General features: G+C 65.2%; 29 protein-coding genes. 14 read left to right on the top strand and 15 right to left on the bottom strand.

Features of this window, described 5'->3' with window-relative positions:
- Positions 1 to 59: 59 nt before the first annotated feature.
- Positions 60 to 1,259 carry a sensor histidine kinase gene (locus tag G6N33_RS15655; protein WP_044508433.1) on the bottom strand — a complete coding sequence of 400 codons (1,200 nt, stop codon included), beginning with the start codon at positions 1,257 to 1,259 and terminating at the stop codon, positions 60 to 62.
- A 113-nt stretch (positions 1,260 to 1,372) separates the two neighbouring features.
- On the opposite strand from G6N33_RS15655, the gene G6N33_RS15650 reads away from it, so the two are divergent.
- A complete protein-coding gene (locus tag G6N33_RS15650) occupies positions 1,373 to 2,026 on the top strand; it encodes a response regulator (protein WP_044508434.1) in 654 nt (217 codons plus the stop codon).
- Here the strand turns inward: G6N33_RS15650 and G6N33_RS15645 are convergent.
- Together G6N33_RS15645 and meaB are read right to left on the bottom strand one after the other, a co-directional pair.
- Positions 2,019 to 2,918, bottom strand: coding sequence for a thiamine pyrophosphate-dependent enzyme (locus G6N33_RS15645; protein ID WP_044508435.1), 900 nt, complete (start codon positions 2,916 to 2,918; stop codon positions 2,019 to 2,021). The two genes, G6N33_RS15650 and G6N33_RS15645, sit on opposite strands and share 8 nt — an antisense overlap.
- 126 nt (positions 2,919 to 3,044) lie before the next feature.
- Positions 3,045 to 3,932 carry a methylmalonyl Co-A mutase-associated GTPase MeaB gene (meaB, locus tag G6N33_RS15640; RefSeq protein WP_044508436.1) on the bottom strand — a complete coding sequence of 296 codons (888 nt, stop codon included), beginning with the start codon at positions 3,930 to 3,932 and terminating at the stop codon, positions 3,045 to 3,047.
- Between the two features lie 273 nt (positions 3,933 to 4,205).
- Between meaB and G6N33_RS15635 the strand changes: the two genes are divergently transcribed.
- Positions 4,206 to 5,099 (top strand): proline iminopeptidase-family hydrolase, encoded by an 894-nt coding sequence (locus G6N33_RS15635; protein ID WP_044508437.1) that lies wholly within the window; start codon positions 4,206 to 4,208, stop codon positions 5,097 to 5,099.
- Positions 5,100 to 5,173: 74 nt separating this feature from the next.
- A complete protein-coding gene (mbp1, locus tag G6N33_RS15630; RefSeq protein WP_044508438.1) occupies positions 5,174 to 5,416 on the top strand; it encodes a microaggregate-binding protein 1 in 243 nt (80 codons plus the stop codon).
- Between the two features lie 35 nt (positions 5,417 to 5,451).
- Here the strand turns inward: mbp1 and G6N33_RS15625 are convergent, their stop codons facing one another.
- From G6N33_RS15625 to G6N33_RS15610, 4 genes are read right to left on the bottom strand one after another with little or no spacing between them, the layout of a single operon-like run.
- Entirely contained in the window at positions 5,452 to 6,219 is a 768-nt protein-coding gene (locus tag G6N33_RS15625) for an enoyl-CoA hydratase/isomerase family protein (protein ID WP_044508439.1), read from the bottom strand.
- A gap of 1 nt (position 6,220) precedes the next feature.
- The gene (locus tag G6N33_RS15620) at positions 6,221 to 7,309 is read right to left on the bottom strand and encodes an acyl-CoA dehydrogenase family protein (RefSeq protein WP_044508440.1); all 1,089 of its coding nucleotides are present in this window, start codon (positions 7,307 to 7,309) and stop codon (positions 6,221 to 6,223) included.
- On the bottom strand, positions 7,296 to 8,210 hold the full coding sequence (locus G6N33_RS15615; protein WP_044508441.1) for an acyl-CoA dehydrogenase family protein: 915 nt from the start codon (positions 8,208 to 8,210) through the stop codon (positions 7,296 to 7,298). The genes G6N33_RS15620 and G6N33_RS15615 overlap by 14 nt, the downstream gene beginning before the upstream one ends.
- Entirely contained in the window at positions 8,188 to 9,603 is a 1,416-nt protein-coding gene (locus tag G6N33_RS15610; protein WP_101528635.1) for a class I adenylate-forming enzyme family protein, read from the bottom strand. The genes G6N33_RS15615 and G6N33_RS15610 overlap by 23 nt, the downstream gene beginning before the upstream one ends.
- Before the next feature lie 165 nt (positions 9,604 to 9,768).
- On the opposite strand from G6N33_RS15610, the gene G6N33_RS15605 reads away from it, so the two are divergent.
- Genes G6N33_RS15605 through G6N33_RS15595 form a run of 3 tightly spaced genes read left to right on the top strand, consistent with a single transcriptional unit; the run spans position 9,769 to position 11,715 of the window.
- Entirely contained in the window at positions 9,769 to 10,071 is a 303-nt protein-coding gene (locus G6N33_RS15605; protein WP_044508444.1) for a 2Fe-2S iron-sulfur cluster-binding protein, read from the top strand.
- Positions 10,072 to 10,092: 21 nt separating this feature from the next.
- On the top strand, positions 10,093 to 10,416 hold the full coding sequence (locus tag G6N33_RS15600) for a DUF4286 family protein (protein WP_044508445.1): 324 nt from the start codon (positions 10,093 to 10,095) through the stop codon (positions 10,414 to 10,416).
- Positions 10,417 to 10,452: 36 nt separating this feature from the next.
- Complete coding sequence (locus G6N33_RS15595) at positions 10,453 to 11,715, top strand: amidohydrolase family protein (protein WP_044508446.1); 1,263 nt, start codon at positions 10,453 to 10,455, stop codon at positions 11,713 to 11,715.
- Between the two features lie 107 nt (positions 11,716 to 11,822).
- Here the strand turns inward: G6N33_RS15595 and G6N33_RS15590 are convergent, their stop codons facing one another.
- The 6 genes from G6N33_RS15590 to G6N33_RS15565 all read right to left on the bottom strand — a co-directional run bounded on the left by G6N33_RS15590 (position 11,823) and on the right by G6N33_RS15565 (position 17,422).
- Positions 11,823 to 12,806 (bottom strand): CaiB/BaiF CoA transferase family protein, encoded by a 984-nt coding sequence (locus G6N33_RS15590; protein WP_456299198.1) that lies wholly within the window; start codon positions 12,804 to 12,806, stop codon positions 11,823 to 11,825.
- A gap of 53 nt (positions 12,807 to 12,859) precedes the next feature.
- A complete protein-coding gene (locus tag G6N33_RS15585) occupies positions 12,860 to 13,816 on the bottom strand; it encodes an LLM class F420-dependent oxidoreductase (RefSeq protein WP_044508448.1) in 957 nt (318 codons plus the stop codon).
- The gene (locus G6N33_RS15580) at positions 13,801 to 14,226 is read right to left on the bottom strand and encodes a cobalamin-dependent protein (RefSeq protein WP_044508449.1); all 426 of its coding nucleotides are present in this window, start codon (positions 14,224 to 14,226) and stop codon (positions 13,801 to 13,803) included. The genes G6N33_RS15585 and G6N33_RS15580 overlap by 16 nt, the downstream gene beginning before the upstream one ends.
- Positions 14,227 to 15,804: a methylmalonyl-CoA mutase family protein gene (locus G6N33_RS15575; protein WP_044508450.1), complete on the bottom strand. Its 1,578-nt coding sequence runs from the start codon at positions 15,802 to 15,804 to the stop codon at positions 14,227 to 14,229.
- An 80-nt stretch (positions 15,805 to 15,884) separates the two neighbouring features.
- On the bottom strand, positions 15,885 to 16,697 hold the full coding sequence (locus G6N33_RS15570) for a class I SAM-dependent methyltransferase (RefSeq protein WP_101528636.1): 813 nt from the start codon (positions 16,695 to 16,697) through the stop codon (positions 15,885 to 15,887).
- Between the two features lie 62 nt (positions 16,698 to 16,759).
- On the bottom strand, positions 16,760 to 17,422 hold the full coding sequence (locus G6N33_RS15565; RefSeq protein WP_232069481.1) for a M15 family metallopeptidase: 663 nt from the start codon (positions 17,420 to 17,422) through the stop codon (positions 16,760 to 16,762).
- Positions 17,423 to 18,000: 578 nt separating this feature from the next.
- On the opposite strand from G6N33_RS15565, the gene G6N33_RS15560 reads away from it, so the two are divergent.
- On the top strand, positions 18,001 to 18,387 hold the full coding sequence (locus G6N33_RS15560; protein ID WP_101528637.1) for a hypothetical protein: 387 nt from the start codon (positions 18,001 to 18,003) through the stop codon (positions 18,385 to 18,387).
- A gap of 151 nt (positions 18,388 to 18,538) precedes the next feature.
- Complete coding sequence (locus G6N33_RS15555) at positions 18,539 to 18,994, top strand: PPOX class F420-dependent oxidoreductase (RefSeq protein WP_044512420.1); 456 nt, start codon at positions 18,539 to 18,541, stop codon at positions 18,992 to 18,994.
- Positions 18,995 to 19,208: 214 nt separating this feature from the next.
- Here the strand turns inward: G6N33_RS15555 and G6N33_RS15550 are convergent, their stop codons facing one another.
- Positions 19,209 to 19,397 carry a hypothetical protein gene (locus G6N33_RS15550; RefSeq protein ID WP_044508451.1) on the bottom strand — a complete coding sequence of 63 codons (189 nt, stop codon included), beginning with the start codon at positions 19,395 to 19,397 and terminating at the stop codon, positions 19,209 to 19,211.
- 466 nt (positions 19,398 to 19,863) lie between these two features.
- Between G6N33_RS15550 and G6N33_RS15545 the strand changes: the two genes are divergently transcribed.
- The 6 genes from G6N33_RS15545 (at position 19,864) to G6N33_RS27760 (ending at position 24,896) form a co-directional block, all read left to right on the top strand.
- Positions 19,864 to 20,364, top strand: a complete 501-nt coding sequence (locus tag G6N33_RS15545; RefSeq protein WP_044508452.1) for a Chromate resistance protein ChrB — start codon at positions 19,864 to 19,866, stop codon at positions 20,362 to 20,364.
- Complete coding sequence (locus G6N33_RS15540) at positions 20,361 to 20,792, top strand: chromate resistance protein ChrB domain-containing protein (protein ID WP_044508453.1); 432 nt, start codon at positions 20,361 to 20,363, stop codon at positions 20,790 to 20,792. The genes G6N33_RS15545 and G6N33_RS15540 overlap by 4 nt, the downstream gene beginning before the upstream one ends.
- A 74-nt stretch (positions 20,793 to 20,866) precedes the next feature.
- Positions 20,867 to 22,087 carry a chromate efflux transporter gene (gene chrA, locus G6N33_RS15535; protein WP_081662088.1) on the top strand — a complete coding sequence of 407 codons (1,221 nt, stop codon included), beginning with the start codon at positions 20,867 to 20,869 and terminating at the stop codon, positions 22,085 to 22,087.
- Positions 22,088 to 22,200: 113 nt separating this feature from the next.
- Positions 22,201 to 22,494, top strand: coding sequence for a PepSY domain-containing protein (locus G6N33_RS15530; RefSeq protein ID WP_044512422.1), 294 nt, complete (start codon positions 22,201 to 22,203; stop codon positions 22,492 to 22,494).
- Positions 22,495 to 22,848: 354 nt separating this feature from the next.
- Positions 22,849 to 23,559 carry a response regulator transcription factor gene (locus G6N33_RS15525; protein ID WP_269210866.1) on the top strand — a complete coding sequence of 237 codons (711 nt, stop codon included), beginning with the start codon at positions 22,849 to 22,851 and terminating at the stop codon, positions 23,557 to 23,559.
- The gene (locus G6N33_RS27760) at positions 23,556 to 24,896 is read left to right on the top strand and encodes an ATP-binding protein (protein ID WP_049919025.1); all 1,341 of its coding nucleotides are present in this window, start codon (positions 23,556 to 23,558) and stop codon (positions 24,894 to 24,896) included. Before G6N33_RS15525 ends, G6N33_RS27760 begins: the two co-directional genes overlap by 4 nt.
- Before the next feature lie 289 nt (positions 24,897 to 25,185).
- Here G6N33_RS27760 and G6N33_RS15515 read toward each other — a convergent pair whose 3' ends face one another.
- The gene (locus G6N33_RS15515; protein WP_044508454.1) at positions 25,186 to 26,367 is read right to left on the bottom strand and encodes a PucR family transcriptional regulator; all 1,182 of its coding nucleotides are present in this window, start codon (positions 26,365 to 26,367) and stop codon (positions 25,186 to 25,188) included.
- Positions 26,368 to 26,452 lie beyond the last annotated feature (85 nt).

The following is a 26,452-nucleotide window of genomic DNA, read 5'->3' as shown; positions in this document are numbered from 1 at the left end:
CCGCGACACTCAACCGGTTACGAAGGCAAGTGTCGCGCGGTAACGGCCACCCGGATCGATTACTTCAGCGGTACGTCCACGCAGATGTGCGTGCCTTGCGGGACGTCCAGGAAGACGAACACTCCGCGAGCGGCGTCCACGCGGGCGCGGTGGGACGCCAACCCGATGTGGCCCTCCCCCAACCGGCGTGCGATGGTCTCGCCGCAGAACCCCACGCCGTCGTCAACCACATGCATGACACATCGGCGATCGGTGACCCCGAGCGTGACCGACGCGTGCCGGGCCCGCGAGTGTTGGACGATGTTGGACACCAGTTCGCGCGCCACCCCGAACATGATCGGGTCGATCTCGTTGCGGATCGGGTAGTCGATGTCCGTGGTGATCTCGATGCCCGAGCGCTGGGCCGCATCGGATGCCAGCTGGTGCACCGCCGCGCCCAAACCGACCTGCTGGAGCACGGCCGGGTGCAACTCGAAAGTGGCCTGCCGCAGGCGCTGTGAGGCGATCTGAAGTCCGGCCAGCGCGCGCTCGACGCGCTCGTCGCCGGGCAGTTCCATGCCCAGTTCGACGAGTTCCTGACGCACCACCAGGATGTCCTGCAACGGTCCGTCGTGGATCGACTCGGAGATGCGACGCTGCACGACGTCCGAGGCGGTCATCGTCTGCGCGAGCAATTCCTCCCGCAGCACGCTCAGGCCGGCAACCGATCGAGTGTGCCGATCCTCGATGCGGACGGCCAGGTACGCCGTCGCACATAGAAAGCCATACAGCAGAAAGCGAAAGATTGCCTCGAGCAGGCCGACCGAACGCAGCATGTCCGGGTCCTGAATCACCGCGATGGCGAACCCGGCCATGGAGAAGGTCAGCACCACCGCGGCGCGCCGCGACGACACGTCGAGGCCCAACAGAATCGGCAGCATGGTCATGATCAACAACGGGTAGACGCCGTCGGTCGACAACAGTTGAAAGACCGTCAGCGCAACGACATCGATGACCGTGAAGGCAAACGGTTCCAGCCGGCCCACCGCGCCCCGGCGACCGACCGGATAGAACGCGCGCACCATGGCGCACAGCGCGGCGAACGCGTACACGCCGATCAGGACGGCTTGGCGCGGCCATTCGGAGCGGCTGGTACCGATGATCATCGCGGCGACCATCAAGCCGACCACGCCGATGCGGATCACCGACGCGATGCGGTACGAGCGCAGCTGATGGATGCCGCGTACCCGACGTAGCTCCGCGTCGCTGGTATCGGCCACGCGAACACAGTACTCATCTGAGTCGGCGCCACCGGGGTGACGCGGCAAAATCCCCATCAGGACGTCCGTCGTGGCGAACGGTGCAGGTGCGGCCAGCCGTTACACTGTCCGCCATGGCCGGCGCAGCAACGCCAGAAAAGGTCAGCGTCGTTGTCGGCGATGATCACCCACTCTTCCGGGAAGGCGTCGTGCGCGCGCTCGCGTTGAGCGGTTCGGTGAACGTCGTCGGCGAGGCCGACGACGGCTCGCAAGCGCTCGACTTGATCAAGAAACACCGTCCCGACGTTGCGCTGCTCGATTTCCGGATGCCGGGCATGGACGGCGCGCAAGTGGCCGCGGCGGTGCGCAGCAATGAACTGCCCACCCGCGTGCTGCTGTTGTCGGCCCACGACGAGTCGGCGATCGTGTATCAGGCCTTGCAGCAAGGCGCCGCCGGCTTCCTGCTCAAGGACTCGACACGCACCGAGATCGTCAAGGCCGTGCTCGACTGCGCGAACGGACAGGACGTGCTGGCCCCGTCGCTGGCCGGTGGGCTCGCCGCCCAGATTCGGCAGCGAGCCGAGCCGGCGACTCCCGTCCTGTCCGCCCGTGAACGCGAGGTGCTCGGCCGGATTGCCCGCGGCCAAAGCATCCCCGCGATCGCGGCCGAGTTGTTCGTGGCGCCGTCGACAGTCAAGACGCATGTGCAGCGGCTATACGAAAAGCTCGGCGTCAGCGATCGGGCGGCTGCGGTCGCCGAGGCGATGCGGCAAGGCCTGCTTAACTAGCCGCGGGCCACGCTTCGGGCTCCCGAAACGGCGCCGGCTCCTCGTCCCACAGCATGGCCCGGGCGAAGGCCTCGGCCTCGGCGACCAGGCGGCGAGCCCGCCGCTCAACTTCGTAGAGGTGGGCGGCACTGATGCCGGCGCCGATCAGCTGTTGGCGGGCCAAGACCAGCGGGTCCACCGCGGCTGTGCCACGCGGGTAGTCGGTCACCGCCTGAAGCAGCACGGGACCTCCGCCGGCGCACGCCCTGCGGACCGCGTCGGCCACCGAGTCGCGCACGGCCGCAACGTTATTGCCGTCGACGGTTAGCACCGGCATGCCGTGGCATGTGCTCGCGTCGACGTCCGGGCGGGCGTTTGCGACGACGAAGACGACCGGCAGCTGCCAGGACATCGCGATGTGCGCGGCCTCAGCGAAGTCCGCGGACTCGGCGTCGCGCGTTTCCATCACGCACACCGTGACCCTGCCGTCGTCGACCAGCTGCTTGCCGTAGGCGTGCCCCACGGCAAGCAGCGGTGACTGTTGCAAAGCGTCTGACATCGAACACAATCCGCGAATGGAAGCCACGAAGGGAGCTTCCTCGCCGGCGTCCGAACCCAGGCCGGGGCCGCTCAACGCGGCGATCGCCGGAGCCAGCGGCAATGCGCACCCGATCTGCTGGGCGTGCTGCAAGTGGACGATGCCGGTGGTCATCAGGTCGCCGGGGCGCAGTGCCGCCACGGTGCCGATGGCCACGGCCTCCTGGCCGAAGGCGGGCCGCACCGCTCGGTTCAGTCGGCCGTCGATGCGCAGCTCCTCCACTGCCATGTCCAGTAGGCGCAGGACCCACATTTGGCGGTACAGCTCGAGCTGGTCACGCAACCGCGCCGCTGCGGCGTCAGGGGTGTGAGTCATGCCGTTGTCTCCTCACTCGTCGGGATACACGAGCAAAGTTAGGCGGCGCGGGCTCGCGACAACTCCGCCGATCGGACCGCTGTCGAGAGGAATGCCCGTTCCCCCGATTGGGGGACAGACAAGGATTCAGTCGTGCTGCTCACCGGCGCGCAGCAGCAGCCGCGCGGCGGCCGAATACGGATCGTCTTGGCCATCGACGACCGACTCCGCGAGCAAGACCAGGTCCGGCTGGGTCCGCAGCTGGCTCTGTGCCAGCGACAGGATCTGTGCGCGGGCGCGTGCCACCCGACGTGCGCGGTTGTCGCTGCGGTGATGTTCGTCGATGGCAGCCACCAGGTCGGCGACGCCGTCGCCGCGGGCCGCGACGAGGCGGATGATCGGCGCCTGGGTCTCGGCCCGCAGATCCCGCACCGTCTGTTCGGCGCCATCGCGGTCGGCCTTGTTGACCGCCACGATGTCGGCGACCTCGAGCAGGCCTGCCTTGGCGGCCTGCACGGCGTCGCCGGCCCCGGGGTTGAGGATGACGACGGTGGGATCGGCAACGGCAGCGATCTCGATCTCCGACTGCCCCACCCCGACGGTTTCCAGCAGCACCAGGTCGTAGCCGATCGCGCCGAGCAGCCGGATCGCCGCGGGGACCGCGGCGGCCAGGCCGCCGAGATGACCGCGGCTGGCGACCGAGCGGATCAGCACGTCAGAGTCGTTGATATGCGCGGTCATTCGAATGCGGTCACCCAACAGCGCGCCGCCGCTAAACGGTGACGACGGGTCGACGGCCAGCACGGCCACCCGGGAGCCACGCCCGCGATAAGCCCCGACCAGCGCCGCGACCGTCGTCGACTTACCTGCGCCGGGCGGACCGGTAATGCCGATGACACGCACCGTCAGACCGCTTGCCGGGTCCGTGGCCGCGAGCACCTCGTCTCGCCGGTCACTCTCGACGAGAGTGAGCAACCGACCCGCAGCACGCGGAGATCCGTTGCGCGCCCGGGAAATCAGGTCGGCGATGGTCATGGGCACATCATGCGGCGGGTACCTCGACGACCGTGGCGGAAGCCATGCCGACGCCGGCACACATCGCAGCCACTGTCACTCACGCGTTCCCCTTATCGCCGCCGAGAACCATAATGAGAACTTTATTCTCTCAACAGGAGAGTGGCAGCTGCAAGCACACCACCCGCGAGACTGCAACTACGAACACCGGCACTCGCGAAACGTGTCGCTAGTTGCAGTGTCGCGGGGAAAATAGGGGAACTGCTCGCAACAACCAGGAGGCGATGCCCGGCCATGACTCAATCGGAGGGGACCATTTCGGTCCCGGGCGGAAAAGTCTGGTTCAAGCGAGTCGGTGCTGGGCCGGGCCGTCCGCTGCTCGTAGTCCACGGCGGCCCGGGCGTGCCGCACAACTACCTGATGGCGCTGCAGCGCCTGGCCGACGAGCGCGAGGTCATTTTCTGGGATCAGCTCGGCTGCGGCAACTCCGAATGCCCCTCGGACACCGGACTGTGGACGATGGATCGTTCGGTGGCCGAGATGGACGCCGTGATCAATGCTCTCGACCTGGGACGTTTCCACCTGTTCGGCAACTCGTGGGGCGGCATGCTGGCGCAACAGTATGTGCTCGATGTGCCCTCGACCGCGGTGAGCCTGACGATCTCGAACAGCATCGCCTCGATACCCGAGTTCTCTGGCATGGTGGCGAGGTTGAAACGCGATCTGGATCCGGCTACCCAGGCCGCAATCGACCGCCACGAGTCCGCCGGTACGACGTCATCGCCCGAATACCAGGACGCGATTCGCACGTGGAACCAGACCTATCTGTGCCGCGTCCGGCCGTGGCCGGACGAGCTGCAGGACGCGTTCGCCCGAATGGGAATCGAGATCTTCACAACCATGTTCGGGCCCAGCGACTTTCACATTGTCGGAACGGTGCGCGACTGGGACGTCGTCGACAGGCTGACCGAGATCAGATTACCGACCCTCGTCGTCGCCGGCCGGTACGACGAATGCGCTCACGAACACATGTGGGAGATGCACCAGCGGATCAAGGATTCACGGTTCGAGTTGTTCGAGGCGAGTTCACACATGCCGTTCATCGAGGAACCGCAGCGCTTCGATGAGGTGGTGCGAGATTTCTTGCGGCACTGCGACGACATCGATGCGGATCGCCGGCCAGCGTGACCGACGCCACGTTGGCCTGCAACCCCTTTCGGGTATTGGCCAGTTGTCCGTAGAAATCACGAAGGGAGCTCGCCATGAGTGACCGCAACAATGGACTCGTGGAAGGCGTCCGGGGCGTCATCGAGGACGCGCTCGGCAAGACCAAGGAAATCGTCGGCATCCTGTTCAACCACGAGGGGCTTCGCAAGGAAGGCCGCGCACAGCAGGACAAGGCGCAGGCGCAGCGCGACGCGGCCAAGAAAGAGGCTCAGGCCGAGGCCGCGCGTGGGGCGGAAAAAACCGCGGAAGCCCGCGAGAAAGCCGCCGCCAAAAGCTAACTAGCCTCCGGAAAAGGCTGGGCCGCCGGTGCGGCTCAGTTTTTTCCGGCTGTCAGTTTGTCGACGATCGTCCGGAAGTCCTCGGTCACGAACGACGCGCTCTCGGCGGAGAGCGCATAGTCGAGGCTGGCCAGCACGGCGCGTTCCAGATGGATGTTGAGCACCCGCTTCGTGCTCTCCACGGCTTGCTGCGGCAACTCCAAAATCTTTCTGGCGCACGCTATGGCCTCTTCGACCGGATCGGTCGCGACGTGGTTGGCCAGCCCGAGTTCCACGGCGCGCTGCGCGCTGATGCGCCGACCCGTCAAGGCGTACTCCTTGGCCAGCATCAGGCTGATGTGTAGCGGCCAGGTCAGCGGACCGCCGTCGGCGGCCACCAATCCCACCTGGACATGCGGATCGGCGAGGTAGGCGTCCTCGGCGATGTAGACGAGGTCGCTCAGGGCGACCAGGCTGCAACCCAACCCGACCGCGGGCCCGTTGACCGCTGCTATCACCGGGATTCGGCATCGCGCCATGCCGAGCACGATCTCGCGACCGTCCCGGATCGTCTTGGCACGCAGCTCGGCATCGCCCGAGAGCTCCTTGAGATAGGTGAAGTCGCCGCCGGCCGAAAACGCCCGCCCCGCACCGGTGATCACCGCGGCACGAGCGGTGGGATCGTCGGTGAGCCGCTGCCATATTCGGGCCAGCCCCGAGTGCAGATCATCGTTGACCGAATTCAGCGAGTCCGGACGGTTCAGCGTGATGATCCGCAACGCGCCGTCGGCGCGGACGTCGATTTCAGCAGGCATGTCGTACACGTCAGACTCCCAATCCCAGGATTCGTGAAGCGATGATGTTCTTCTGTATCTGCGATGTCCCGCCCATTACGCTTTGCGCACGGCTGTACAAGTAGGCGCTGAGCAGATCGGGGTCGCGGGTCCCGGCGACGGCCAGGGCGGCGTGCCCCACGGACTGTTCGACCCAGGTCATCAGCAGCTTGTCGAGTGAGCCTGCCGAACCGTGCGAAACCCCGTCCAGTTGTTCAGAAAGCCGCCGACGCACATGGTGGGTCAGCATGTCGGACTGAATCGCCGCCCAGGCCAGCTCTTCCGATACCTCACCATCAGTGCGGCCCAACAATTCTCGGACCAGCTTGCCGTATCGTGCGGCATAGCCAAGGGTGGAGGGCTCGCGTTCGTGCCCGACGACCGTCATTGCCACGGCCCACCCGTCACCGGGCGCTCCGACCATCCGGTCAACGGGCACCGTGGCGCCGTCGAAGAACACCTGGCCGAACTCGTTGGTGACGCCGTTCATCATCTGCAGCGGGCGTTGTTGCACGCCAGGCTGTTTCATCGCGACCACGAACGCCGACAGACCGCGGTGCCGCTTGGCTTCGGGATCGGTGCGGGCCAGCAACAGACACCAGTCGGCCACGTCGGAGTAGCTGGTCCAGATCTTGTGTCCGTGAATGACGTAGTCGTCACCGTCGCGGGTGGCGGTCGTCGTCAGCGACGCCAGGTCCGAGCCGGCGCCCGGTTCGCTGAAGCCCTGGCACCAGCGCTCGGTGCCGTTGATGATGCCGGGCAGAAACCGCTTGCGTAGTTCGTCGTTGCCATGCGCACCGATGCCGTACACCAGATAACCGACGCTGGGTCGCGGCGGCGCACCGGCGCGCACCAGTTCCTCATCGACGATGACGTCGTACACCGGTGCCAACTCCTGTCCGCCCCAATCGCGCGGCCAGGACAGGCCGAAAAATCCGTTCTCGTACAGGGCGCGGTGCCAGTCCGCCATGCGCACCCAGTACTCGTCGCCCGAGCTGGAGAACTCCTTGGCATGCGCGGAAAGCCAAGTGCGCAAGCGTTTTCGGAATGCGGCCTCGTCGGCTGAGTCACGAAAGTCCAAAATCGATCTCCTTCAACGTGACGGGCCACAGCTCCGTCGATGTCAGTGCGCGGCGCAGATAGACATGGGCGATACACTCCCAGGTATTGCCGATGCCGCCGTGCACCTGAACCGCGGTCTCACACACGGTTCTGGTGGCACGCGCGCAGTAGACCTTCGCGATCTGTGCGGCGCGGATGGCCCGCGCCGGTTCGAGTTCGTCGACGCCCCACGCGGCATGCCGTAATACGCTGATCGAACCTTCGATCAACGCGAGGCTTTCGGCGAGTAGGTGGGCGACGGCCTGATACGACCCGATGGGCTTGCCGTATTGTTCGCGGATTTTGGCGTAGTCACAGGCGACGGCCTGAGCGCCACGGGCGATGCCGACCAGGTCCGCCGTCGTGGTGACCAGCGCGAGTGCCTGCCAGCGGGCCGCCTCGTCGGCGGGCAGTTCGCCGAGAGTCTGCGCGGCGCCGCCTAATTCGGCTTCGGCTCTGGTCAAGTCGGCGCCGGTGCGAACGTCACCCAGGTCCGCGCCGCGTACCGTGCTGCCAGACAGCCACAGCGCCCGGCTGGCACCTCGTGCGTCGACCGCGCGGTCGTCGACCGCCACGGTCGTCGCGGGTGTTCGGTCGACCTCGGCGCCGAGTCGGCGGGCCAGGTCGTCGGCCAGCACCGGACCAAGGAACGGGCTGTCGACCAAACGGCGGCCGAATTCCTCGGCAACGATTGCGACTTCGACTCCGGTGGCTCCGTCGAAGCGCAGCGACCGCCACCCGGTCGCTGCGATCTGCTTGTCCAAACGGGTGATTCGGCTCTCGTCGGCGAGGTCCTGCACGGCGGCCGGTCCGAGGTCGTCGGCCAGCTTGGCGGCAGCGTCACGCAACTGCTGCTGCTCAGCTGTCAGTCGTACATCCATAGCGCTCCTTAAGCACTCGGCGCAGCACCTTGCCCGACGGCAGGCGAGGAATATCCGGCACGAACACGATCCGGCTCAGGTGTTTGTAGGACGCCAGCTTCTCGTCGACCCAGGCGGTCAGATCCGCGGCAACCGTCTTTCCGTCATGCGAGCCGCGGGTGGCGACCGCGGCGACGACGGCTTCCCCGTTGATTCCGTCCGGAATCCCGAATACCGCACAGTCTTCGACCGCGGGGTGACCGTGCAGCACCGTCTCGATTTCGGCGGGGGCGACCTGGAATCCGCGCACCTTGATCATCTCTTTGAGCCGGTCGGTGATCCGCAACCAGCCGTCGCCGTCAAGCCAGCCGACGTCCCCGGTGCGATACCACCCGTCGCACATCACCTCGCCGGTGGCCGCGGCCGGCAGGTATCCCGCCATCAGCGTGGTGGAGCGCGCCTGGATCTCCCCGACCTCGCCCGGCCCGACCGGCTGACCGGTCAGCAACGAGACGACCCGCAGCTGCACCCCCGGCACCGCGCGCCCCACCGTATCCAGACGCGGAGCGTCGAGCGGATTGCATGCGATTACCGGCAATTCCGTGGTGCCGTAGGCCGGAACCCAGCCGACGCCGGTGCGCCGGGTCACCGTCTCGGCGACGCTCGCGGTGACCGGCGTCGCGCCCCACATGATGTAACGCAGTGACGACAGGTCGTAGGACTCCAGGGTCGGATGCGACGCGATGGCCAGCGCAATCGGCGCGACAGCCATTTCGATTGTGATGCGGTCTTTTTCGATGTGGTGCAACATCCGGTCGATGTCGAAGCGGGGGTGCAGCCGTACCCGGGCCCCGATGCGCAGCGCGGTGACGATGTTCAGCAACCCCAGGATGTGCGACGGCGGGGTGGCGACCTGGATCCGATCTCGGCGGGTCAGCTGCAGCGCGGTGCACCAGTGCTGGACCGCCTCGCCCAGCGCCCCGTGGGTGTGCCGGACCGCCTTGGGCAGACCGGTGGTGCCGGAACTGAACACCAGCACGGCGTCGGCGGCAGGCGGCCCCGACATCGCAACCGGCTCCGCGGTGGTGACCGGGTCGTCGAGATGCAGCATCGACATCCGCGAGCCCAGCACCGGGTGATCCCCGACGGCGTGCTGCGGTTCAGTGAGCCCCAGCGCGTGGTCGACCTCGTCGTGTTTCCATGCGGGACTGATCAGCACCGCCGTGGCGCCCAGCCGCCAGATGCCCAGCAGCGCGGCGACGAATTCCGGCCGGTTGGCGGACATGACGGCGATGCGCTGGCCCTCGGCGACCCCCCGTTTGCGCAGCGCGGCGGCCAGACCATTAGCCAGCGCGTCGAGCTGCGGCAGGCTGAATTGCCGTTCCTCGAACACGAGCGCGGCCCGCTCGCTCACACGTTCTGTCCTTCCCCGCAGGCCAGGCTAATCCCGACATCGGCGCAGTAGAGAAGATGCTATCGCTAGATGAGAATAGTATTCTCTATACTGAAGAACGCAAGTACGGCCGCGCGGGCCAGCACTGCGCGCGGCGGTTACGCGAACACCGAGGAGACTCCCAGGGTGGCAGATCCGACATCCAACGGTGCCGAGCCCGGCACAGTGACGATCCACCTGGAGCGCAAGAAGGTGACGGTGCCGCTGGTTCCGGGCGAGACGCTCCTGGAAAGCGCACGGCGGGCCGGCCTGGACCCGCCGTTCAACTGCGAGGCCGGCAACTGCGGGACGTGCATGGCGCGGCTCGAAAGTGGCCACGCCACGATGCGAACCAACGACGCGCTCGACGACGACGAAGTGGCCGAAGGCTACATTCTGACGTGCCAGGGCGTCCCGGACACCGACTCGGTCACGGTGCGCTACGAATAGTCACGAAAGAGGTGACGACCTATGTCCAAGAAGGCCAAGGGCATCATCCTGGTGGAGAGCCGACCCAGTTCGCCCGAACGCGACCAGGAGTACAACACCTGGTACGACGAAGTCCACTTACCCGAACTCGTAGCCCTCGACGGATTCGTCTCGGCGCGACGGTTGCGCCCGGTCAACGGTGACGGCGCCTACGTCGCCATCTACGAAATCGAGGGTGACGACCTGCAAGCCGTGCTGCACAACATGATCGCCAACGCCGGCCGGCTGACCATGTCCGACGCCCTGCAGCTGGATCCCGCGCCCATCCCCCGACTGCTGCAGACCACTACCGAGTGCACCGGCTAGCCCAATTGGGCTGCCGCGGCATGAGAGAGGATATCTATGCGGGCCGACGACCTGATCTTGGTGAGCATCGACGACCACGTGGTCGAGCCACCGGACATGTTCCTGCGCCACGTGCCCGCCAAGTACAAGGACGAGGCGCCCATTGTCGTGACCGACGACAAGGGCGTCGACCAATGGATGTACCAGGGCCGCCCACAGGGGGTGAGCGGACTGAACGCCGTGGTGTCTTGGCCCGCTGAGGAATGGGGCCGCGACCCAGCCGGTTTCGCGGAAATGCGACCGGGCGTCTACGACGTTCACGAACGCGTCCGCGACATGAACCGCAACGGCATCCTGGCATCAATGTGCTTTCCGACGTTCACCGGCTTTTCCGCCCGACACCTCAACATGACGCGCGAGGACATCACCCTGGTAATGGTGTCGGCCTACAACGATTGGCACATCGACGAATGGGCCGGCTCCTACCCGGACCGCTTCATTCCGATCGCGATCCTGCCGACGTGGACCCCCGAGGGGATGTGCGCTGAAATCCGCCGCGTCGCCGCGAAGGGCTGCCGCGCGGTGACCATGCCGGAACTGCCGCACCTGGAAGGACTTCCGAGCTACCACGACGACGACTACTGGGGTCCGGTGTTTCGCACGCTGTCCGAAGAGAACGTGGTGATGTGCCTGCACATCGGTACCGGGTTCGGGGCGATCAGCATGGCCTCGAACGCGCCGATCGACAACTTGATCATCCTGGCCACCCAGGTCTCGGCGATGTGCGCGCAAGATCTGTTGTGGGGCCCAGCAATGCGCAACTACCCGGACCTGAAGTTCGCTTTCTCCGAAGGCGGTATCGGCTGGATTCCGTTCTATCTGGACCGCAGCGACCGCCACTACACCAACCAGAAGTGGCTGCGCCGCGACTTCGGCGACAAACTGCCCAGCGACGTCTTCCGTGAGCACGCGCTGGCCTGCTACGTGACCGACAAGACGTCGTTGAAGCTGCGCCACGAGATCGGCATCGACATCATCGCGTGGGAATGCGACTACCCGCACTCGGACTGCTTCTGGCCTGACGCGCCGGAGCAAGTGTTGGCCGAGCTGAACGCCGCCGGTGCCGACGACACCGACATCAACAAGATCACTTGGGCTAACGCCTGCCGGTTCTTCAGCTGGGATCCGTTCGCCCGCACCCCCCGCGATCAGGCGAGCGTGAAAGCCTTGCGCGCCAAGGCCGCCGACGTGGACGTGTCGATCCGCTCACGCGCCGAATGGGCGCGGCTCTACCGGGAGAGGCAACTCGCCAGCTCGTGACGGCCGGGGCAGGGCGCGGCCGAACGTGCGGCTAACTTCACGCTCGGGACCGAACGTGCGGCTAACTTCACGCTCGCGCGGTGACGCCGGCCTGGCGCACGGCGGCTTCAGCCTTCGGGAAGCGGCGGCGGTGGCCGGTATTCGGGTTGGTAACCCGAGACCTGGATCGGCGAGCCGACCAATCGGAAATCGCCTGCGGTGACGATGACTTCCGGCGTCGCCTCCAGCGCCTCGGGCAGGGTCCGCACGGCCGCCGCCGGAACTCCGAGCGGGCGTAATCGTCGCTCCCACCCGACCGCGGTGTCGGTCGCGAGCATCGCCGTGACCACGGCCAGCACTTCGTCGCGACGGGCGACCCGTTCGGCCATGGTTTCGAAACCGCCGATGCCCGCTTCGGCGGCGAACGACTTCCAGAATCCGTCGTGGGTGATGAACAGCGCCAGATAACCGTCGGCGGTCGGAAAGAGTTGGGCCGGAACGTAATAGGAATGGGCGCCGTACGGGCGGCGCTGTGGCTCGATGCCGCCGTTGAGATACGCCGAAGCGTGGTAGTTCAGCTGCGAGAGCATCACGTCGCGCAGCGACACGTCGACCTGGCCGCCGGTGCCGGAGATGATCTTCGCCAGCAGCCCAAGAGCGGCAGTCATTCCGGTGGAGTTGTCGGCCGAGGAGTAGCCGGGCAGTGTCGGTGGCCCGTCCGGGTCGCCGGTCAGCGCCGCGGTGCCGACTCCCGCTTGCACCACGTAGTCGAATGCCGGATCGTCGCCGCCGTACAGGCCGAAGCCGGTGATCGCGACGCAGACGATTCTGTCGTTGTGTCGCCGCAGCGCGTCGTAGGTCAGACCGAGCCGGCGGATCGCGGACGGTTTCAGATTCACCAGCAGCGCGTGGGATTCGGCGACCAGTTCACCCAACCGATGCTGTCCGGAATCGGCATTGAGGTCCAACACGATGCTGGATTTGTTGCGGTTGAGGCTGGCGAAGTAGGTCGCGCCGACGCTGCGGGAGATCTCACCTCCGGCGGGCTCGATCTTGGTGACCTCGGCGCCGAGATCGGCCAGCAGCATGGTGGCGTACGGGCCCGCCAGCATGGTGCCGACCTCGAGGATGCGGATCCCCGTCAGCGGCCCGATGTTGCTGTCGGTCACCGCAATTCCGCCGCGAGTCCGGCGATCATCTCGCGGGTACGACGCTTGGAGGCGACCAACTCGTCCCGGTTTTCACCGATCGGCAGCAGCCGCACCGACAGGTCGGTCACCCCGGCGTCGGCGAAGCGGCGCATCCGGCCCAAGATGGCCGCCTCGTCGCCGGCCGCACACAGATCGCCGACATCGCGGGCGTCGCCACGGTCGAGCAGCCGCTGATAGTTCGGCGATACCTCGGCCTCACCCAGGATGCGGTTGGCCCGTTCCTTGGCCTCATCGACTTGTCCAGGTGCACAAAGACATACCGGGATGCCGGCAACGATTCGCGGTGCGGGGCGACCCGCGTCCGCGGCGGCCTTGGTGATCTTCGGCGCGATGTGATCGCCGATCGCGCGCTCGTCGGCCATCCACAACACGGTGCCGTCGGCGAGCTCGCCGGCAATCTGCAGCATCACCGGCCCCAGGGCGGCGACCAGCACCGGCATCACAGTGTCTGCCCCGATCGCCATCGGGTTGTGTACGGTGAACGAATCATTCTCGACGTCAACCGATCCGGGTCCCGCGATCGCGGCGTTGAGTACCTGCAGGTAGTCGCGGGTGTAGGCAGCCGGCTTCTCGTACGGTAGGCCGAGCATGTCCCGGATGATCCAGTGGTGCGACGGGCCGACCCCCAGCGCCAGCCGTCCCGATGCGACCGCGTGGGTCGAAAGTGCTTGGCGGGCAAGGGCGATCGGGTGCTGAGCCTGCAGCGGCACCACCGCGGTGCCCAGTTCGATGCGCGAGCTGTGCGCGGCCATCAACGAGACCATGGTCAGGCAGTCGAAATCGTTGGGCACCTGAGGCATCCACGCGGTGTCCAGTCCGGCAGTCTCGGCCCACTGGATGTCGGCGGCCAGCTTGTCCACCTTGCGGGCCATATCGCCCCGCTCGGCACCGATCATCACTCCGACGCGCATGGTTCCTCCGTGACGGGTTCCGCCGTGCCGGTCAGTGCGCGGATCTCGCGCACGAGCACGTCCAGCGGTGTCCCGGTGGGGAACACCGCCGCCGCGCCGGCGGACCGCAGCTTAGGCACGTCGGCGTGCGGGATGGTGCCGCCGACCACGACGGCGATATCGGCGGCGTCGGCGGCGCGCAGGGCGTCGATGGTGCGGGCGGTAAGCGCCAGGTGCGCTCCGGACAGGATGCTCAAGCCCACCACGGCGACGTCTTCTTGCACCGCGATCGAGGCGATGTCCTCAATGCGCTGCCGGATGCCGGTGTAGATGACCTCGAACCCGGCGTCGCGCAGCGTGCGCGCGACGATTTTCGCGCCGCGGTCGTGCCCGTCCAAACCGGGTTTGGCGACCAGGATGCGGGCGGCCACCTAGAACACCACCGGTTGCTGAAACTCGCCCCACACCGCCTTGAGCGCGGAAACCATCTCCCCGACCGTGCAGTACGCGACGGCGCAGTCGATCAAATTGTGCATCAGGTTGTCATTTCCTTCGGCGGCGCGCGACAGTGCGGCAAGACTGGATTTTACTGCGGCCGAATCTCTTTCCGACTTAATCTTCGAGAGCCGCTTGAGCTGGAGATCACGCCCTTCGGCGTCGAGCTCGTAGGTGACCACGTCGTGGTCGGGCTCCTCGGTGACGAACCGGTTGACTCCGACGACCGGGCGCGCGCCGGATTCGATCTCCTGGTGGAGTTTGAACGCCTCGTCGGCGATCAGGCCCTGCAGGTAACCGTCCTCGATGGCGTGGACCATTCCGCCGTGCCGCTCCAGGTCGGCCATGATCTCGACGATGCGCGCCTCGGTGGCGTCCGTCAGCGCCTCGACGAAGTAGGAGCCGCCCAGCGGGTCGGCGACGCTGGCCACACCGGTCTCGTGCGCCAAGATCTGCTGGGTGCGCAGCGCCAGGGTCGTGGTCTCCTCGGTGGGCAGGGCAAACGGCTCGTCCCAGGCCGCGGTGAACATCGACTGGACACCGCCCAGGACGGCGGCCATCGCCTCGTACGCCACCCGAACGATGTTGTTGTGGGCCTGCGGCGCGTACAGCGACGCTCCGCCGCAGACACAGCCGAAGCGGAACATCGCCGCCTTGGCCGTTTTCGCCCCGTAGCGCTCCTGCACGATGGTCGCCCAACGCCGCCGACCGGCCCGGTATTTGGCGATCTCTTCGAAGAAGTCGCCGTGGGTGTAGAAGAAGAACGAGATCTGCGGTGCAAACTGGTCGATCGTCATCCGGCCGCGTTGCACCACGGTGTCGCAGTAGGTCACGCCGTCGGCGAGGGTAAACGCCATTTCCTGCACCGCGTTGGCTCCGGCATCGCGGAAATGCGCACCGGCCACCGAGATGGCGTTGAACCGCGGCACCTCGGCGGCGCAGAACTCGATGGTGTCCGCGATCAACCGCAGCGACGGTTCCGGCGGCCAGATCCACGTCCCACGCGAGGCGTACTCCTTGAGGATGTCGTTCTGGATGGTCCCGGTGAGCTTCGCCCGCGGAATGCCCTTCTTCTCGGCCGCGGCGACGTAGAAGGCCAGCAGGATCGCCGCCGTGCCGTTGATCGTCATGCTCGTGCTGAGCTTGTCCAGCGGGATGCCGTCGAACAAGATCTCGAAGTCGGCCAACGTGTCGACCGCAACGCCGACCCGGCCGACCTCCTCGCCGAACTCGGGGTCGTCGGAGTCGTAGCCACATTGGGTGGGCAGGTCCAGCGCCACCGACAATCCGGTCCCGCCCTGCTCGAGCAGATAGCGGTAACGGCGGTTGGATTCCTCCGCGGTACCGAATCCCGAGTACTGCCGGAAGGTCCAGAGCTTGCCCCGATAACCGGACGCGAAGTTACCCCGGGTGAAGGGGAACTCTCCCGGCTGCGGCGGCTCCGCGGTCAAATCCGCCGGACCGTAGACCAGCTGCAGCGGGATGCCAGACGGAGTGTGGGCCGTATTATCCATCGATGCATAACGTACTTGCAAAAAAAGAGAATGCCAATACCATTGCCTTGACCAGGGCAAAGGAGACGTGTGGCGGCGATTTAAGCGCGGCAGATGATTTCGCCGTGTGGGATCCCGAACCAGCCGTCCGGGGCGGCGGCCCACCGGCGCCATGCCGCTGAGATCTCTTCGAGCTGCGTGGGCGTTGCCAGGCCGAGCCGCACGACGTCGTGGGCGATGCTGGAATGCAGGATGCGATCGGCCCACATGCCGCCCCACCACTGGCGGCTCGTGTCCGTCGCATAGCACCAGAGGCTGCCCGAGGGTGTGACGTCGTCGTAGCCGGCTGCCAAGGCCCACGACAACAGCCGTCGACCGGCGTCCGGTTCGCCACCATTGGCGCGGGCGGTCCGTTGATAGATGTCATGCCAGGCGTCCAGGCCGGAAAGCGTGGGGTACCAAGTGAATCCGGAGTAGTCGGCGTCGCGTGCCGCCACGATTCCGCCCGGTTTGCACACCCTGCGCATTTCCCGTAGCGCCTGCACCGGATCGGTGACGTGCTGCAGCACCTGATGCGCGTGCACGACGTCGAAGGTGTCGTCGGGCAGGTCGAGCCGATCGATGTCGCCGACTGCGAACGAGATGTTGGACAGGTTGCGCCGCTGCGCCTCCTCGCGGGCATCGTCAAGGACCTTGGCGGACTGGTCGATGCCCGTGACCGATCCAGGCGCGACGAGGGCGGCGAGGTCGGCGGTGATCGTGCCGGGGCCACATCCCACGTCGAGCACCGCGAGCCCTGGCCTCAGCCAGGGCAGCAGATAGCCGGCGGAGTCCTGCGCGGTGCGTCGCTGATGGCTTCGTAGCACCGACTCGTGGTGCCCGTGGGTATAGCTAGCCCGGCGCGCGTCATCCATGTGACACAGCCTACCGATGTTGGTTCAGGATATGAAACTATTGTCTCAATATATGAGACATATCAGTCTACCGGCACATCGAGAATCGGGCGGTCGACACCCGCGCCGGGTCCGTCGAAGTGCCACCATTCCCCGGAGTAGGGGCTCAACCCGCCGTACTTCATCGCATCTCGCAACCGGGCCCGGTTCGCCTGGGCATCGGCACTGACGCCCTGGGTGGCGTATGCCGTTGCGCGCGGGGAAAAGTCGTCGAATCCGGTACCCATGTCAGCGAGACACAGACCGCCGGCGTGCTGCTCGGGCGGGCACTGTTGTCCGGCGGCGGTCAATGTCACGTCCACCGAACGTCCGGACTCGTGACTGTGCGCGTACGGGCCGGGCCGAGCCACCCAGGCCGGATTGGGAACGACGTTGAACATCCGGACCTGAACGTCGTGCGGCCGGTAGCAATCCCAGAACACCAGCAGGTGGCCTTGTGCGCGCAGCGTGGACGCGGCGTTGGCGAGGCCTTGGGACAGGGATTGGTGCACAAGGCATCGAGCGTCGGAGGGATACAGCTGGGTGCCCGTGAAGTTGTTCGGGGTCGCATAACGCAGGTCGATGACGGCATCGGGGACGACGGTGCGGACGTCGACGAATCCAGCGGCCCGTGCGGCGTCGCTGACGGGCGGTACATCGGGACTGGCCTGAGCGGGCGGTGCGGTAACGAACGCGACAAGGAGCATTACCGCCGACCGGCGAACACTGGGCATCCCGCCATTGTCGCGGCCCACCGCGGGGTTGAACCGCAATTCGTTGAGAACTCATTGATCGGCTTGGCCGTCGTCCGGGACTCGGTCACCGAGCAGGCATTGGGCCGACTGGCCGACGAAGTCGAGGAGCCGGCGAGCCGCAATTCGGGTTGTATGCGCGGCGGGATTCGGACACTGGACCGAAAGCATTTCACGTCCGGACGCTCATTCACCAAATTCTCGAGGGCAATTGGGCCGGCGGTAACGTCCACTACCAGCAACGACCTCGTGGCCGAGAATTACGACCGCTCGGCAAGGCGCTTTCATCATGGTGTGAACTGCATGCCGATTTTTGCCGAATGTGATTTGGCTAACTTCTGTCACCTTGTAGGCGATTACGTTCACTACTCTTGGTACGTTTGCAAGACTAACTTTGGCAAACTTCATGCGTCGGGAAACAAATGCGGAAAATCACTACAGCGGTGCTCCTTGGCGCTAATCTGCTTGGCACAGCGACTGTTTGGGGATTAACCGGCGTCGCCGCGGCCGACTCCAGTGGAGCGGGCAAGTTCGTGCCATTGACGCCGAAACTTCGGGCGTGCGATTTCACCTGGGCGGTAAACGTGCCGACCGATGGTGTGGGCACGGGTCACACGGTGATCAGCACAGGGGCCTCCCACGATGTTGTCGCGCAGGTGCAACTCGCCGCAGCCGAGCCGCAGGCCCACTACAACGTCAGGCTGATCCAGTCGCCCAGAACTTCCCCGGGCTGCGCGGCCGGTGATCCCGGCGTCGCCACCGGCGGGATCGACACCGACGCAACCGGAGCCGGAACCGTAACGGTGCAAGGCGGTATCGCTGCGGGCACTACGGGTGTCTGGGTGTTCGTCGACCGCCCGTCGCCGCACTCGCAACGACCGATCGACTTTTACACCTCAGAAATCATCACCCCGATCTAGCGGTATCGCTAGTGCGCCGCGGCGAACTCGACATAGCGGTGCTAGGCCTCGCTCCTGGGATGAATCCCGTTACATCGCAGGTCTTCCCGCGACCGTCGGTGTCGGGCGCATGCGCAAGTAGGTGGCTCGGGTGGCCGCTACTGTGGACCTCATGGCTCCCAAGATGGCGACCGCCGATGCGGTCGGGCTTCCCGAACTTCTCGAATTCATCCGGCCCCGGCACAGAATGTTGCTGACCACGTTTCGCTCGGACGGATCGCTGCAGAGTTCGCCGGTGACCGGTGGCGTCGACGAAAAAGGGTGCATCGTGATCGCGACCTATCCTCAACGCGCCAAGAGCGTGAACCTGCGTCGCAACCCGTCGGCGAGCGTGGTTGTCCTCTCCGATGATTTCAACGGGGCGTATGTCCAAGTCGACGGTGACGCCGAGGTGATCTTGCTGCCAGAGGCCGTGGAGTTGCTGGTGGACTACTACCGGGTAATCGCCGGCGAGCACTCCGACTGGGCCGAGTACCGCAAAGCCATGGTGGATCAGGGCAAGTGTCTGATCCGGATCACACCGCGCCGCTGGGGGCCGGTTGCCACCGGCGGGTTCCCGCCGAAGTAGGACCGTTCGGCAGCTAGCGGAATTCGCTTCCGCGATGGTGGAACCGATCCTCCAATGATCTGACCTAGCGCCTTCGTTAACTGAGATAAAGCGCATGGCGGACAAGTGCGGCCCTGAGCACCCCTAGGAATGCGCAGGATTGGCCCCACAATAGGGTCCCGCGCAGAGCGGCCCGGATGGATCCGCTGGGGATGTCCGGGCCGCCCTGGTCGGTTTAGAGGTGGTGCAGTATCTGCTGCAGCACTGCGATCAACTCGTCGATCACCCATTCCACGCCCGCGAAGACTGCCTCGACCACCTTGACCGGGATCATGACGATTGCTTCCGCGGTCTTGATGACGGCCTCGACGATCTCATGAACGATCGGGAAGGGTGGCGGAGGCGGGACGTCCGCCAGCCACACACCGCCAGGCGTCAGTGGGAAGGCAGGCTGCAGCGGCCGGTGCGGGTAGGCCGGTGGTCTCGAAATCGAGGACTGCGAAGCCGGCCACGTGCACTCCTATTCCTCGCAGCGATCTGCCTTTCGCAGACTAAACAGGAGTTCGGTACAAAACCGCGCTTTTCGGCAAATCTGGTCTTCTACTACTTGCCAATTTAGTTAGGAGTTAACCGGGGATCCGCCTCGCACGTTGCCCCGCGCTTTATACCTGTATGTCACGGCCCGGGCCACCACGGCCCCGTTGCATGCGACCTCGACGGTCGCGCCCAGTCTCGTACCCAAGTTCATTCACAACGTTTCGTGGGTCATGCCGTCGAACAATTAACGCGAAAAGCAGCACCGCCACGCGACCGCCCGCGGGATCGACCGTTTCCGGGCCTTAGTGTGTGGATAAAGCGTTGCAAGGGACGAGATCAAATCGAGGTGGTCTATGGCAGAACAGAATGCCACCGCGCCTGGTCGCTGGGTGCTACTTTCCTATCGGATCCCGCGCGAGCCGTCCACGCCGCGGATTGCGGTGTGGCGCAAGCTTAAGCGCCTCGGAGCCGCGCAGATCTCGGACGGGCTGGTCGCACTGCCGGCCGACGCGCGGACCCGTGAGCAACTGGAATGGATCGCCGAAGAAGTAACCGAAGCAAGCGGCAGCGCCTCGATCTGGATTGCTCAACCGGCGACCCTGGGCGCTGAACGCGAACTCACCACCGCGATGGCCCAGGCTCGCGGAATCGAGTATGCGGCGATCATCGCCGAGGCCGAGGCTGCCGCCCACGCGACATCTACCGAACGCCAGTCGCTGGCGCGACGATTACGCGCGGAACTTCGGCGCATCCACCGCCGTGACTACTTCCCGCCCGCCGAGCGTGAGCTGGCTATTGCGGCTGTTCGCGCGTTGGTGGCCGACACGCCCCTTGGTAGCGAGAAGGCATTATGAAGTGGGCGACTCGAGCTGGTATCCACATCGACCGAGCTGCCTGCGCTTGGCTGATTCGCCGTCACATCGACGAGTCCGCCGAATTCATTTTCCTGACTGACCCGGTCGATCTGCCCACCGGGGCAACAGGTTTCGATATGCGCGGCGTCGACTTGTCCCACCACGGCGGTGACTGCAGCTTCGAAACGATCCTGCATCGCTATGACCTGCAGGACCCAGTGCTGTGGAAGCTCGCCGAGGTCATCCACGAGGCAGATATCGACGATGAGCGCTTCGACGCCCCCGAGGCACCGGGCCTGGACGCTGCTCTGCGCGGACTGTCGATGGTCTGCACCGACGATCAGATCATCGAGATCACCGGCCCTATTTTCGATGGGTTATACGAATTCTTCCGGCGAGCAACACTTCTCGGTCGCGAACCCGCCTGACGGTTAACCACACGTTCACCTCACGCCGAGCTCAACAGTCGACCTACAGGTGCAACCATGGTTACATAATCGCCATGACTGAGTCCGCCCGTGACCGACCGGCCAACCCGCAGCACCAGTCCGCAGAACCCGAATCCGCCGGAGCCGTCAACTTCGGGCGAGTTCTCGCATACTTCCTGAAGCTGGGTGCGATCGGTTTCGGCGGACCAATCGCCAGCGTTGGCTATATGCAACGTGACCTGGTCGAACAGCGTCGGTGGATTGACCGTCAAGACTTCCTCGATGGGGTAGCCCTCGGACAGACCATGCCCGGGCCGCTTGCGGCCCAAGTCGCGATGTGGGTCGGCTACTTGCGCCGCGGCGCCCTCGGTGCGGCCGCGGTGGCCGCAGCGTTCGTCGCACCCGCATTCGCGATCGTGGTGGCCGTGGGCGCCATCTACTCCCACTACTCAGGCTCGCGTGTCGTGCAGGCGCTGTTCTACGGAATCGCTCCGGCCGTGATGGCGATCATTACCATCGCTGCGATCAACCTGATCAAGCTAACCGACAGACGAGACTGGCGGCTCTGGACTATTAGCACGGCCGTATTCGCGCTTACCGCGTTCACCGGCTCCGAACCGGTCCTAGTAATCGTCGGGGCGGGCGTGCTAATGATTCTGCTTGACGCGCGGCCACGCATCCGCCTACGCCATCGCAAATCCGGAGACCACGTTGCCAAGCCGGACGATAACCCGAAACGGATGCCACTTGTGATCGGGCTGGGAATGATCGCTGGCGGCGGGACGCTGGCGGCTCTCGCGTGGTTCTTCTTGAAGACGGGTGCCATCGTGTTCGGATCCGGGCTGGCGATCGTGCCGTTCATGCGCGCCGGCGTCGTCGATCAGCACCATTGGCTCACCAACAGCCAGTTTCTCGATTCCGTAGCAATAGGATTGATCACCCCCGGGCCGGTCGTGATCAGCGCCGGGTTCATCGGCTACCTGGTTGCCGGATTGCCCGGCGCAATCGTCTCCAGCGTCGCCATCTTCACCCCGATCTACCTCGGCGTCGTCGTGCCCGGCCACTGGTTCTTGCGTCACCGCGATAACGCGCAAGTGCGCGCCTTCGTGGCTGGCGCCACATCCGCCGCCGGCGGTGCGCTCTGCGGCGCCGTCGTGGTGCTGACTCGACAAGCCGTCACCGACTGGATGACTGCGACGATCGCCGTGGTCACCCTCGGTCTACTGTGGCGCTTCAAGATTAAGGAACCCTATGTTGTGCTCGTCACGGGAGTGCTTGGGCTGCTTGTATTTTGAATCGAACCTACCCGCCATCTGGGCAGCAAAAGAACTGGATGACCTTCATCATGGCTTCATCTGTCGCCGCTAGCGTCGCCTTCACAACCAAGGTTACGAGGAGGGATGAATCAATGAGGGTCAGAACGAAGATCGGCATGGGTGTCGCAAGCGCCGCCATCCTGGCAACCCTCGGCGTCGGCATCGCCGTTGCCGACGACCAGGAGGTCACCGGACCTGCCGCAGATCAGGCTCGCACCGCAGCGGTACAAGCGATACCGGGTAAAGCCGGAAAGGTCGAAAAGGAAACCAACGAGGGAGCCGCCTATTACGGCGTACTCGTCACTAAGCCCGACGGCACTCAGGTGGAAGTGCACCTGGATCAGGGCTTCCATTTCGTGGGCACTGAAGCCCCGGATAACGACTGATCATGGGATTCCAAGTAGACACTGTCGCAAGGTGTTTCGCTAGGATCGCATTCCAGGCGAGCGACCAAGAGAGCGCGCCTAGCCGCCCATAGAAGCGTCTCGTTGTTGTCTGACTCGCCAAAGCCGCATGCCCGTCCAACGTGCCCCGGCTTGATGTCCACACCGGAGGAGGTGATGTGAAGATCGCCCTGGCCTATGGCTTCTTTATGAAGCCATGATGAAGCCCGACCGCGGGACGCCGGGGCGGCGAACCGTCCTCATCTCAGGTTCAGGACGCCGAATGCCTGCTTTACCTCACCTGAAGGCGATCCTGGATGAAGGTCCGGTGACGCCACGACACCAGAATCCAGAGAGGTGGTGGCGACCCTGCGCGTACTGGTGGTGGAAGACGAGCCCAAGATGGCCGCCCTACTGCGCCGCGGTCTAATCGAAGACGGATACGCCGTCGACCTTGCCGCCGACGGACCCAGTGGCTACGAGGCCGCAATGGTCTATGACTACGACGCGGTGGTGCTCGACGTGATGCTGCCCGGCATGTCCGGTTTCGATATCTGCCAGAAATGGCGAAGCGGCCAGAAGTGGGTACCGGTGTTGATGCTCACCGCGCGCGGCGCTGTCACTGACCGAGTCGCCGGACTTGACGGCGGCGCCGACGACTACCTCACCAAGCCTTTCCACCTCGACGAGCTATTCGCCCGGCTGCGATCGCTGATCCGACGCGGGCCGACACCACGACCCACGGTGTTGACGGTCGGGGCACTGCGCGCCGATCCTGCCAGCCACCGATGCTGGCGAGGTAATCTCGAGATCCTTTTGACCGCAAAGGAATTCGGTCTCATTGAATTGCTTATGCGCCGGCCGGGCACGGTACTGACCCGAGAGATGTTGGTGGAGCACTGCTGGGACTTCGCCTACGAGTCACGTTCGAATGTCGTCGACGTCCATATCCGGGCGCTGCGGGAAAAGATCGACCGGCCGTTCAGGGTGCGTTCCATCGAGACTGTCCGGGGTATCGGCTATCGACTACGTTCCGACGGCGGTGTGCCCGAAAACGCGGGCCGATGATGCACCGCTGGCCGATCCGGATCAGGCTAACGGCCGCGTTCACCGCGGTGATGGCGCTCGTACTGCTGGCTGTCGGGGCCTTGACGGTTGTCCACACGAAGGAATCGCTGGATGAAGCGATCACCGAGTCGTTGTCACACCGACTGGCTAACCTGCGCCCGGTCGTATCCTCGGCCGATCCAATGTTGGTCGGAGGCAATCCCGACACCGCGCAGCAGATAATCGGCGCAGACCGTCAGATATTGGCCGCGACCCCAAATCTCGCCGGGCAGGCGGCACTGACACCAGCCGAGGTCGACGTCGCCCGCCGCGGGCAACTGGTCGCCGATCGCTCGCATCTTGGCAATCTGGAGGGTCCGGTGCGGGTGGCAGCCGGACCGGCCCCCGGCGATCGCGTCGTTGTAGCGGCTCAGAGTCTTGCCGACCGCGACGCCGCGGTAGCGGACCTGCGCAACGAACTGGTCACCGGTCTCCCAATCGTTTTGCTAGCCGCCGCAGGGGGCGCGTATCTGCTGGGCGCCGCCGCCCTTCGACCCGTCGAACGCATGCGCGCCCGCGCCGCCGGCATCAGCGCGACCGACACGCATGCCCGCCTACCCGTTCCGCCAGCGCGTGACGAAATCCACTATCTTGGCACGACTTTCAATGACCTACTGCAACGGCTCCAAGACGCGCTAGAGCGAGAACGACAATTTGTCAGCGATGCGGGTCACGAACTTCGAACCCCCCTTAGCCTGCTGACCACCGAACTGGAGCTTGCGCTGCGGCGTCCACGCAGCAATCCCGAATTGGTCACCGCGATTCGCTCGGCCCTGGATGAGACTACCCGGCTGTCCCGTCTGGCGCGCGACCTGCTTACCGTTGCAGACACTGGGATTTCGGCCAAGCCGCCGATCATTGACCTAAGCAGGCGTCTGCGGGAGATCGGCGAGCGCTACCGTCACAGCCTCGACGGCCGACTCCATATCGTGTGCCCCACTGACCAATACGTCTGCGCCGACCCCAACGACGTCGATCGGATCGTCGGCAACCTCATCGATAACGCGACCGAGCACGGCGATCCACCTATCACCATCCGGGTCCAGCCCATCGAAGACGGTGTAGAGATCCGCGTCGGCGACCATGGTCCCGGATTCCCATCCGATTTTCTCCCACAGGCCTTCCACCGATTTACCCGTGCCGACGCCGCGCGGACCACCGGAGGGAGCGGACTCGGACTAGCCATCGTCGAGACCCTCACGCGCCGAAACCACGGCACGGTGACCGCCCAAAACCGCCCGGCTGGTGGCGCTGAAATCACCATTCTGCTCGCAGCTGCGTCTGGCAGTCCTCCATGACACCGCGGCGATCCAGCCGCGACGATGGGAAATCAACTTACCCGCGTAGTTTTTGGAGTTCCTCTCGGCGGTCGGGTCATTCGCAAGCCGTTACCGCATACGATGAAGTAGTGTTGCCCGGACTTCGATGCAATCGACACCCTGCTTGCCGGCATCGCGGAAGGTGCCGTTGACTTGCCGCCCGATGCCCTGACCAAGGACGCGACGCGGACATGGAGCTGCCCGCCGATTTTCAGAGCGCTTGGCGCTTTGGGAGTAGGCGTCGTGCAGATCGCGCGCGGTTTCCCTCCTAAGCGCGTGCGGCTTCCAGTGCCAATGCGACTTGGGCCAGCCAGAAATTGTCGGCCAGCGGCCGTCCGGTGAGTTCGGCGAACCGGCGCAACCGGTAGTTGACGGTATTGCGGTGACAATGCAGCTCGTCGGCGGTAGCCGCGACTGACTGGCCGCGCTGTAGCCAGGTGTACACCGCGGTGAGGATTGGTTCGCGCCGTTCAATCGGCAGCTCGAGCACGGGGCCCAGTGTGGCTGTCACTACGGATGCGGCGGCGTCCGGCGAGCTGGCCAGCAACACTGCCATGACATCGCGGTCGTAGCGAATGGTCGGGCGACCCGTCGAGCAAGCGGAAGCGGCGACTTGAGCTTGAGCGCGGGCCTTCGAGCAGTCAGCGATATCGGTGAAGGGGCTGCTGAGGCCGATCGTGACACGTATGTCGGCGCAGATGTCGCTGGCAATGCCATCGAGGGCGTCGGCGCGGTTCCGCCGAAGCGAGACCACCCCCAGTTGCGCATGCGACGTGAGGCGAAACCACGAGTCGTAAACAGCGGAGTGCGCCGAGATCAGCGTTTCGATGTCGGGAGGCGGATGCTGGACTGAGGGCTCTGCGCTGGAGGCCGCGATGATCGTGAGTTGACCTGTCCGCGGGAGGCCGAGGGCGGCGACCGCATCCCAGAATGGCGCTCCCATGCTGGACTCGTTGAACAGCACAGTGTCGAGCAGGGCCGCGCGAACTTGTTCGTTGCGTCGCGCGTCGCGGATGTCGATCTCGCGGAATACTGCATGTGCGCGGAGCGAATTGGTGTTCATCCAGGCGAATATTGACGGTGTCGCCGCAATGAGGGCCTCCTTGTCGATTTCGCCGGTGGCGGCTAGGCGCGCGAGCTCGTCCCAGATGGCTGCCGCCCCTAGGCGGTAGGCGTGCAACAGATTCGACAAAGTCAGACCTTGGCTAGCACGGTGACGAATGGCGGAATCGAAACTGGGATGGCCGGGTTCAGCACCCCGGTCAATCCAGTCGAGCATCTCTTCCAGATAATCGGCGATGTTGTCGCGGACAGATTCGCCGCTGTCGTCACTGCTGGGAAGGTAGTCCGGGACCTCCGTGCGAAGCAGAGTCAGCACCTTCGTCACGATCTCGCCGGAACGTTGCCGCACACGATCGACGAGGACTGCTGACGGTCGCTGCTGCAACATGTATCGAATCGTAAAGCGCAGCCCGGTGTTGTGCCTGGGCACAAGGCTCGAGATCGCGACTTTGGGCTGCCGTTCATTGTGAGGC

It is taken from the genome of Mycobacterium simiae, from assembly GCF_010727605.1.
GTDB classification, from domain to species: Bacteria; Actinomycetota; Actinomycetes; order Mycobacteriales; family Mycobacteriaceae; genus Mycobacterium; species Mycobacterium simiae.
The sequence above is the reverse complement of the archived record's forward strand: the minus strand, read 5'-3'. Positions and strand labels throughout refer to the sequence as shown.